Source organism: Pseudomonas sp. (genome assembly GCF_050739995.1).
Lineage (GTDB): Bacteria > Pseudomonadota > Gammaproteobacteria > Pseudomonadales > Pseudomonadaceae > Aquipseudomonas.
The window spans coordinates 1-7369 of sequence record NZ_JBOICG010000284.1 but is presented as its reverse complement, the minus strand read 5'-3'; the positions used below and the strand labels follow the sequence as shown (position 1 = coordinate 7369).

The following is a 7369-nucleotide window of genomic DNA, read 5'->3' as shown; positions in this document are numbered from 1 at the left end:
GGTGATGCTATCGCAGGCAAGCCAGCTCCCACAGGGGATCATCTCAGGGCTGGCGGTCGAGTTTCTTCAGGAACACCGCCATTTCTTTTTCGGCCTGTTTGTCGCCATGGGCCTGGGCTGCTTCAATACCCTTCTCCCACGCCTGTCGCGCTGCGGGGTTATCACCCTGCCCCAACTGTGCCTTGCCCAGCAGCTTCCACGCTGCCGAATATTTCGGATCAAACTCCACGCATTTCTGCAGATGTTCGGCGGCCTTGGCGTTGTCCTTCAAATCCAGATAGCCCTTGCCCAAACCAAAGCGTAGCAGCGAGTTATCCACACCCTTGGCGAGCATTTTTTCCAGGGATTCGAGCATGTCGGTCACTCCGTCAAATCAGAAAAAGCTCAAGCCCACGTGGAACAGTTTCTCCACATCGCGGATATGTTTTTTATCCACCAGGAACAGAATCACGTGGTCGCCTGTGGCGATTACCGTGTCGTCGTGGGCGATGATCACTTCTTCATCCCGAATGATCGCGCCGATGGTGGTGCCCGGTGGCAGGCCGATATCGCGGATGGCCTTGCCGATCACCTTGCTCGACTTCGCATCACCGTGGGCAATCGCCTCGATGGCTTCCGCCGCGCCACGGCGCAGGGAGTGCACGCTGACGATATCGCCACGGCGCACGTGCGCCAACAGCGTACCGATGGTGGCCAGTTGTGGGCTGATGGCGATGTCGATATCGCCGCCCTGGATCAGGTCCACATAGGCCGGGTTGTTGATGATGGTCATCACCTTCTTCGCCCCCAGCCGCTTGGCGAGCAACGAGGACATGATGTTGGCCTCGTCGTCGTTGGTCAGGGCCAGGAAAATGTCGGCGTCGGCGATGTTTTCTTCCATCAGCAGGTCGCGGTCCGAGGCGCTGCCTTGGAGTACGACAGTGCTGTCGAGGGTGTCGGACAAATGCCGGCAGCGCGTCGGGTTCATCTCGATGATCTTCACTTGGTAGCGGCTTTCGATCGCCTCCGCCAAGCGTTCGCCGATCTGCCCACCACCCGCGATCACGATGCGTTTGTAGCTCTCGTCGAGCCGGCGCATTTCGCTCATCACTGCGCGAATATTCGCCTTGGCGGCGATGAAAAAGACTTCGTCGTCAGCCTCGATCACCGTATCGCCTTGGGGCAGGATTGGCCGGTCACGACGGAAAATCGCCGCCACGCGGGTTTCCACATTCGGCATGTGTTCGCGTAGCTGGCGCAGTTGCTGGCCGACCAGCGGGCCGCCGTAGTAAGCCTTCACCGCCACCAGTTGCGCCTTGCCTTCGGCAAAGTCGATCACCTGCAAGGCTCCGGGAATCTCGATCAGGCGCTTGATGTAGTGGGTCACCACCTGTTCCGGGCTGATCAATACGTCGACCGGAATCGCATCGTTGTCGAACAGCCCGGCGCGGGTCAGGTAGGCCGCTTCGCGCACGCGGGCGATCTTGGTCGGGGTGTGGAACAGCGTGTGGGCGACTTGGCAGGCGACCATGTTGGTTTCGTCGCTGTTGGTCACGGCCACCAGCATGTCGGCATCGTCGGCGCCGGCCTGGCGCAGCACCGTCGGGAACGACGCGCGGCCTTGCACGGTGCGGATGTCGAGGCGGTCACCGAGGTTGCGCAGGCGCTCGCTGTCGGTGTCGACCACGGTGATGTCGTTGGCTTCGCTGGCCAAATGCTCGGCCAGCGTGCCGCCGACCTGCCCTGCCCCAAGGATGATGATTTTCATCCGGTCACTCCCTTAAAACCATTCAGCCGCGTGCGGCGGCGATCTTGATCAGTTTGGCGTAGTAGAAGCCATCGTGGCCGCCTTCCTGTGCAAGCAATTGGCGGCCGTGGGGCTGCTTGATGCCGGCGGTGGTCGCGAGGTCCAGTTCCCGTGCGCCGCTGGTGCGGGCGAGGAAGGCTTCGATCACCTCGGTATTCTCCGTCGGCAAGGTGGAGCACGTGGCGTAGAGCAGGATGCCGCCGACCTCCAGGGTTGGCCACATGGCGTCGAGCAACTCGCCTTGCAGTACGGCCAGCGCGGCAATATCGTCGGGTTGGCGGGTGAGTTTGATGTCCGGGTGGCGGCGAATCACACCCGTGGCGGAACACGGTGCGTCGAGCAGGATGCGCTGGAACGGTTTGCCGTCCCACCAGGTGGCAGTATCGCGGCCATCGGCGGCGATCAGCTCGGCGCTGAGGCCCAAGCGTGCGAGGTTTTCGCGAACGCGCACTAGGCGTTTGGCCTCCAGGTCGACGGCGACTACCCCGGCCAGGTCTTTTTCGACTTCCAGGATGTGACAAGTCTTGCCGCCGGGTGCGCAGCAGGCGTCGAGCACGCGCTGGCCTGGTGCCAGGTCGAGCAGGTCGGCGGCCAGTTGCGCCGCTTCGTCCTGCACGCTGATCCAGCCTTCGGCAAAGCCCGGCAGGCTGCGCACGTCAGTGGCTTCTTCCAGCACAATACCGTCGACGCTATACACGCATGGTGTGGCGTTGATGCCGGCACCTGTGAGCAATTGCAGGTAGGCGTCACGGCTGTGATGGCGACGGTTGACCCGCAGGATCATCGGCGGGTGTGCATTGTTGGCTGCGCAGATGGCTTCCCACTGCTCAGGCCAGAAGGCCTTCAGGGATTTTTGCAGCCAGCGTGGGTGAGCAGTGCGCACCACCGGGTCATGCTCCAGCTCGACCAACAGCGCTTCGCTTTCACGCTGCGCGCGGCGCAGCACGGCGTTGAGCAGAGCCTTGGCCCAGGGTTTTTTCAGCTTATCGGCGCAACCGACGGTTTCACCGATGGCGGCGTGGGCCGGCACGCGGGTGTAGAGCAACTGATAGAGGCCGACCAGTAGCAGCGCTTCGACATCCGCATCGGCCGCTTTGAACGGTTTTTGCAGCAGTTTTGCCGCCAGTGCCGACAAGCGTGGCTGCCAGCGGGCCGTACCAAAGGCCAGGTCCTGGGTAAAGCCGCGATCACGGTCCTCGACCTTATCCAACTGGGTCGGCAACGAGCTGTTCAACGAAGCTTTACCGTTGAGGACGGCGGCGAGAGCCTTGGCGGCGGCCAGACGCGGGTTCATTGGGCAACCGCCCCGAGAACCGTACCCAAGGCAAATTTCTCACGACGGCTGTTGAACAAGTCGCTGAAATTCAGCGCCTTGCCACCGGGCAATTGCAGACGGGTCAGGCACAGCGCTTGCTCACCGCAGGCGACCAACAGGCCATCTTTGCTGGCGCCGATGATTTCACCGGGGGCGCCTTTGCCATCGGCCAAGGTGGCGGCCAGTACTTTCAAGGCTTCGCCATTGAGCGTGCTGTGGCAGATCGGCCACGGGTTGAAAGCGCGCACCAGTCGCTCCAGCTCCACGGCCGGGCGGCTCCAGTCGATGCGGGCTTCGTCTTTGTTCAGCTTGTGGGCGTAAGTCGCCAGGCTGTCGTCTTGCACTTCACCTTCCAGGGTGCCGGCAGCCAGGCCGGCGATGGCTTGGATCACGGCTGGCGGGCCCAGCTCGGCCAAACGGTCGTGCAGGCTACCGCCGGTGTCTTCACCGGTGATCGGGGTGGTCACTTTCAGCAGCATCGGGCCGGTGTCCAGGCCCGCCTCCATGCGCATCACGGTCACGCCGCTTTCGTGGTCGCCTGCTTCAACGGCGCGCTGGATCGGCGCCGCGCCGCGCCAGCGTGGGAGCAGCGAGGCATGGCTGTTGATGCAACCCAGGCGTGGAATGTCCAGCACCGCTTGGGGAAGGATCAAGCCATACGCGACGACCACCAGCAGGTCCGGCTTCAGCGCGGCCAGCTCGGCTTGGGCATCCGCGTTGCGCAGGGTCGGTGGCTGCAGCACAGGGATGTTGTGCTCCAGCGCCAGCTGCTTGACTGGGCTCGGCATCAGTTTTTGCCCGCGCCCGGCCGGACGATCCGGCTGGGTGTACACCGCGACGATGTCATAAGGGCTGTTCAGCAGCGCCTTGAGGTGTTCGGCAGCGAATTCGGGAGTGCCGGCAAAAACAATGCGCAGTGGCTCGGTCATGGGAGGTCTCGGTTAAAAACAGTCACAAAAGAAAAAGGCTTGCCGCAGCAAGCCTTTGGAAGAGAGGCATCAAGCTTGCTGGCGATGCTTTTTTTCCAGCTTCTTCTTGATCCGGTCGCGCTTGAGCGTGGACAGGTAATCGACAAACAGTTTGCCGTTGAGGTGGTCGCACTCGTGCTGGATGCACACGGCGAGCAGGCCTTCGGCGATCAGTTCGTAGGGCTTGCCGTCACGGTCCAGGGCCTTGATCTTCACGCGCAGCGGGCGTTCGACATTCTCGTAGAATTCCGGCACCGACAGGCAGCCTTCCTGGTACTCGCCCATCTCTTCGGTCAGCGGTTCGAACTCGGGGTTGATGAACACCCGTGGTTCGCTGCGATCTTCCGACAGGTCCATGACCACGACGCGCTGATGCACGTTGACCTGGGTGGCGGCGAGGCCGATGCCCGGGGCTTCATACATTGTTTCAAACATGTCATCGACCAACTGACGAACCTTGTCGTCCACTACGGCCACCGGTTTGGCGATCGTGCGCAGGCGCGAGTCGGGAAATTCGAGGATGTTCAAAATAGCCATAAGCGTAATTGCTGCACATGTGAGGTAGAGGCAAATCGGCGTTGGGATGGACCCAGACAGCCGGTGTGAAATGCTCAAAAGTCGCGAAGGCCGTGGCATTTCACGCGAATGTACATAATAAAGGAGATTGACCCCATGAGGAAATCGCTACTCGTCTTGCTGCTGTGGGCGCCGTTTGCCGTGGCCCTGTTGCCCCAGCCTGCACAGCGCCTGGATCAACCCACGCAACAGGCTATCCAGCGTTTTTTACTGCATAACCGCATTCTCGATACGGCCCAGGACCTGGACCACGCGCCGTACATTGTCGCGGCAGGCGCTGGACGGGTTTTGGGCGCTAATGGCGAGCGCGTTCACGCCAGAGGGAATCTGGACCCGTCCCAACCAGACTACGGGATCTTCCGACGCGGTCGGGCCTACACCGACCCGAAAACCCAAGAACTGCTGGGTATCAATGCCGACCACATCGGCACTGCACGTTTTGTGATGGCGGGCGACCTTACTACCCTGGCCGTTCAGCAGGTGACACAGGAGGTGCGCCCCGGAGACCGCCTCCTTCGTACGCAACCCCCCGTCGATGCGGGCAGCCTGGAACAACGGAAGTCCGCCCCCTTTGTCGATGGGCACATCATCGACATCCCCAAAGGCGTCACCCAAATTGGCGTGCTGGATGCGGTAACCCTCAACAAAGGCCGCCGCGACGGCCTGCTTGAAGGCCAACTGCTGACGGTGATCAAGGCCGGCGCCACTGTGCGAGATGTGCTCTCAGGCGCTCCGACTCAACTTCCCGAGGAACGTGCCGGCACCCTGCTGGTGTTTCGCACCTTTGAAAAGCTCAGCTATGGATTGGTCCTTAGTGCCTCGCGCTCACTGGCGGTCATGGACCGATTCGAGACTGCCCATCAAACGCAATAAATAGCCTGCTAAATAAGTTACCAACAGAGTTATCCACAGCTTGTTCCGATCAAGGATGATCAGATGTATCCGACAAACAGTCATAAAATTTCCCCAGCAGAACTGGAAGCCCGACTACGCTTGCACAGGCTGCCGGAACTGGGACCCAAGCGTTTTCGCGTATTGATCGAAGCGTTCGGTTGCGCTTCAAAAGCCATCAGTGCGCCGGCCAGCGCCTGGCGTTCCCTCGGGTTGCCGGCTATCTGTGCCGAGTCGCGGCGCAGCCCGGAAATCCGTGAGGGTGCCAGCCACGCCTTGGCCTGGCTGGCCCGTCCGGGCCAGCATTTACTGATGTGGGACCAGCCTGAGTACCCTGCGCTGCTCGCCCAGATCGACGATGCGCCGCCGTTATTATTCGTCGCCGGAAACCCGGCAATCCTGGAAAAACCCCAACTGGCAATTGTCGGTAGTCGTCGTGCCTCACGCCCCGGCATGGACACGGCCGCCGCGTTTTCCCGCAGCCTGGCGAGCGCCGGTTTTGTCATCACCAGTGGCTTGGCGCTGGGCATCGATGGCGCGGCGCATCAGGCAGCATTGGAGGTGGGCGGCCAGACAATCGGTGTGTTGGGCACAGGCCTGGAAAATTTTTATCCACAGCGCCATAGAACGCTCGCGGCGGCGATGACTGAGCAAGGCAGCGCGGTGATTTCCGAGTTTCCACTGGATGCCGCACCTCAAGCGGGCAATTTCCCCCGGCGCAACCGGATCATCAGCGGCTTGTCGCTGGGTGTGCTGGTGGTGGAAGCCAGCATGGCCAGCGGCTCGTTGATCACCGCGAAGCTGGCGGCCGAGCAAGGGCGTGAGGTGTATGCAATCCCGGGTTCCATTCATCACCCCGGTGCCAAGGGTTGCCACCAATTGATCCGTGAGGGTGCGATGCTGGTGGAAACCATTGAGCACATTCTGGAAGGTTTGCGCGGCTGGCAGGCCCTGTCTTGTCCGACCCCCATGCCGGTTACCCACCCGCTGGTCGCGCTGTTGCATGCCGCACCCCATACCAGCGAGGGGCTGGCGATTGCCAGCGGGCGGCCGTTGTCCCAAGTGCTGTCGACGCTGACGGAGCTGGAGCTCGAAGGCCAAGTGATCTGTGAGAGTGGCCGCTGGCTCGCGCGCCGCTAGGTTTTGTAAAGAAGATCGGTAAACTGCGCAGAGCTTTAGTCCGGAGAGTGAACAATGGTCAACAGGTGGCGTGTGCTGGAAGCCGCACGAGAAATTCGCGCAGGCGCGGTGATTGCCTATCCGACCGAAGCGGTCTGGGGCCTGGGCTGCGATCCGTGGAACGAAGAAGCGGTGGACCGGCTGCTGGCGATCAAGAATCGCTCGGTGGACAAGGGCCTGATCTTGGTGGCGGACAACATTCGCCAGTTCGATTTTCTCTTTGAAGACTTCCCGGACACCTGGATCGAGCGCATGGCCAGCACCTGGCCGGGGCCGAATACCTGGCTGGTGCCCCATCAGGACTTGTTGCCTGAGTGGGTAACCGGTGTGCATGACACGGTAGCCTTGCGAGTGAGTGATCATCCGTTGGTGCGGGATTTGTGCTCGTTGGTGGGGCCGCTGATTTCTACGTCGGCCAACCCTCAAGGCCGCCCGGCGGCACGCACGCGGATTCGTGTGGAGCAGTATTTCCGTGGCCAAGTGGACTTGGTGTTGGGTGGTGCTCTGGGTGGGCGCAAGAACCCGAGCCTGATTCGTGATTTGGCGACGGGTGAGGTCGTGCGTCCGTCTTGAGACCGAGGTGCGGCCTTCGCGAGCAAGCCCGCTCCTACATTTGACCGAGTTCCAACATGAGAATGCGGTCGAGTGTGGGAG

General features: G+C 61.6%; 8 protein-coding genes. 3 read left to right on the top strand and 5 right to left on the bottom strand.

Annotated elements, in window-relative coordinates:
* Positions 1-43: 43 nt before the first annotated feature.
* The 5 genes from ACRESD_RS09760 to def all read right to left on the bottom strand — a co-directional run bounded on the left by ACRESD_RS09760 (position 44) and on the right by def (position 4606).
* On the bottom strand, positions 44-355 hold the full coding sequence (locus tag ACRESD_RS09760) for a tetratricopeptide repeat protein (RefSeq protein WP_431750726.1): 312 nt from the start codon (positions 353-355) through the stop codon (positions 44-46).
* 18 nt (positions 356-373) lie between these two features.
* On the bottom strand, positions 374-1747 hold the full coding sequence (gene trkA / locus ACRESD_RS09755) for a Trk system potassium transporter TrkA (protein WP_431750725.1): 1374 nt from the start codon (positions 1745-1747) through the stop codon (positions 374-376).
* 22 nt (positions 1748-1769) lie between these two features.
* The gene (gene rsmB, locus ACRESD_RS09750; protein WP_431750724.1) at positions 1770-3080 is read right to left on the bottom strand and encodes a 16S rRNA (cytosine(967)-C(5))-methyltransferase RsmB; all 1311 of its coding nucleotides are present in this window, start codon (positions 3078-3080) and stop codon (positions 1770-1772) included.
* Positions 3077-4030, bottom strand: coding sequence for a methionyl-tRNA formyltransferase (gene fmt / locus ACRESD_RS09745; protein ID WP_431750723.1), 954 nt, complete (start codon positions 4028-4030; stop codon positions 3077-3079). The genes rsmB and fmt overlap by 4 nt, the downstream gene beginning before the upstream one ends.
* Before the next feature lie 69 nt (positions 4031-4099).
* The gene (def, locus tag ACRESD_RS09740) at positions 4100-4606 is read right to left on the bottom strand and encodes a peptide deformylase (RefSeq protein WP_017135146.1); all 507 of its coding nucleotides are present in this window, start codon (positions 4604-4606) and stop codon (positions 4100-4102) included.
* 135 nt (positions 4607-4741) lie between these two features.
* Between def and ACRESD_RS09735 the strand changes: the two genes are divergently transcribed.
* The 3 genes from ACRESD_RS09735 to ACRESD_RS09725 all read left to right on the top strand — a co-directional run bounded on the left by ACRESD_RS09735 (position 4742) and on the right by ACRESD_RS09725 (position 7288).
* Positions 4742-5518, top strand: a complete 777-nt coding sequence (locus ACRESD_RS09735; RefSeq protein ID WP_431750722.1) for a peptidoglycan-binding protein — start codon at positions 4742-4744, stop codon at positions 5516-5518.
* 63 nt (positions 5519-5581) lie between these two features.
* Positions 5582-6676, top strand: coding sequence for a DNA-processing protein DprA (dprA, locus tag ACRESD_RS09730; protein ID WP_431750721.1), 1095 nt, complete (start codon positions 5582-5584; stop codon positions 6674-6676).
* A gap of 54 nt (positions 6677-6730) precedes the next feature.
* A complete protein-coding gene (locus ACRESD_RS09725) occupies positions 6731-7288 on the top strand; it encodes an L-threonylcarbamoyladenylate synthase (RefSeq protein WP_110623903.1) in 558 nt (185 codons plus the stop codon).
* Positions 7289-7369 lie beyond the last annotated feature (81 nt).